The organism is Candidatus Darwinibacter acetoxidans (assembly GCF_041936445.1).
In the GTDB taxonomy this organism is placed as follows: domain Bacteria; phylum Bacillota; class Limnochordia; order Darwinibacteriales; family Darwinibacteriaceae; genus DTU010.
In genome coordinates this window covers 1-1,382 of the sequence record NZ_JBHGXH010000093.1, presented here as the reverse complement: position 1 = coordinate 1,382, position 1,382 = coordinate 1, and the positions used below count along the sequence as shown (strand labels likewise).

2 protein-coding genes and 2 pseudogenes are annotated in these 1,382 nt (G+C 54.8%); all 4 read right to left on the bottom strand.

The genetic code is table 11. The annotated features are described in order from the left end of the window. Positions 1-186: pseudogene (locus tag ACE4YL_RS02885) on the bottom strand (phosphoadenosine phosphosulfate reductase family protein); the annotation flags it as partial. A 380-nt stretch (positions 187-566) separates the two neighbouring features. Further along, positions 567-752 (bottom strand): hypothetical protein, encoded by a 186-nt coding sequence (locus ACE4YL_RS02880; RefSeq protein ID WP_461369184.1) that lies wholly within the window; start codon positions 750-752, stop codon positions 567-569. Next, a complete protein-coding gene (locus ACE4YL_RS02875; protein ID WP_461369183.1) occupies positions 737-1,057 on the bottom strand; it encodes a hypothetical protein in 321 nt (106 codons plus the stop codon). The genes ACE4YL_RS02880 and ACE4YL_RS02875 overlap by 16 nt, the downstream gene beginning before the upstream one ends. Further along, positions 1,050-1,382: pseudogene (locus tag ACE4YL_RS02870) on the bottom strand (hypothetical protein); the annotation flags it as partial. The gene ACE4YL_RS02875 and the pseudogene ACE4YL_RS02870, both read right to left, overlap by 8 nt.

Sequence of the window (1,382 nt, the reverse complement as noted above, 5' to 3'; positions counted from 1 at the left end):
ATCCGGGTACAGTTGCCGAACTAGATGGAGCAACACCGTGGAGTATTTACCACCACTAAAGGATACATAAACATTGCCATCCCAGTGCTCGTACCACTCGCGGATGCGTTGTTGACTTTTGATGATCTTGGCCTCGAGTGGTAGTGATTGCATCTGTTTCAGTTGCCATCCCTCCACGGCGTTCACCCCCTACCTCGTCGAAACTCCCTCTTCATACACCACGGCAACCCGCGCTGCCTTGCCATCCTTGACGTGCCGGGCGTATGTCTTGTAACAGTCATAGCAAAGATTAATCTCGATACCCGCAGACCGGTCCACAACCGACATGAGTAGTCCTGGCCTGTCCCCACATTGCGCGCATTTAAGTAGTTCCATCATCACGCACCTCCAGCACTGTGTGCATTCGTCCTTCCGTACCGCCGGGGCGGCCACAACACTTGCTTACGTCCGGTGCGGTAGTCAAGCCTAGCGCAGTAGCCGCAGTATGTGCAGACCCAGCCGCCGCTTCTTATCCATGGTATCCAGCAGCGGATCATCCCCCGGCCGCAGACACACAGCATGGTTGCTCACCCCCAGTTCATCTCCTCCCAACAGTCATCGCAGTAAGGACCATGTATGCCATCCCAGTGCGCATCGTCTTTATCGAGCAGCGTAGCACAGTAAGTACACTCCACTTCCCGGGGCGAGGGGCGCGGCTCCAGCCACGCCCTTTCTTGACTGGCCATACCCCGGGCGTTTAGGTAGTCACGCATTCTTCTTCCTCCAGCAGCACTTTCAGAAGTTCTAGATCCTTGTTATAGGTTTTAGACAAATGCTTCACTAACGTCCGCACAATATCCAGCTTGGCCTGCTCCCTCAAAAGCACTTCATACCACGTCAGTGAAATCGTCACGTCCTTGTCCTTGTCCTCGTCCATGCTTGTCCTCCTTTCAAAGTTCTTACAGGCTTCCAAATCAGCTACCACCGCCACCTGCATCGCATCACAATGGCACCATCCCGCACCTGCGGATACAGGGGATACAGGGCGGTAGTACGTGCACTCTCCACACTTAGCCATCTTGTCTCTCCTCCCATTGACTGTTCAACCTCGCAATTTCCGCTGGAGACAAGGTTTCAATTCCTAGCGCCTGGGCCTCCTGGACTAGGCTGTCGATCAAAGCAGACATCTGTTGTGTGTCGTAGGTGCTGGAGCCGTAGTATAACACCACATTGGTACAGCCCTCGATTTTGCTGGGCATCACGTCCGTCTGCCAGCCTAGGCCATGCGCTTCCCAGCCTTCGCGGAACTTGTCCACAGCTTCGGTGCGGACGCAGACTATTTCCGACACACCGCCGATTTCCCGGATAACCTTGCGGTAGACTTCTGTTTTGGGCACCCCGGT

Excerpts from the sequence above, each read along its gene's own strand:
- ACE4YL_RS02880 (WP_461369184.1), bottom strand. The coding sequence starts at position 752 with ATGCGTGACTACCTAAACGCCCGGGGTATGGCCAGTCAAGAAAGGGCG.
- ACE4YL_RS02875 (WP_461369183.1), bottom strand. The coding sequence starts at position 1,057 with ATGGCTAAGTGTGGAGAGTGCACGTACTACCGCCCTGTATCCCCTGTA.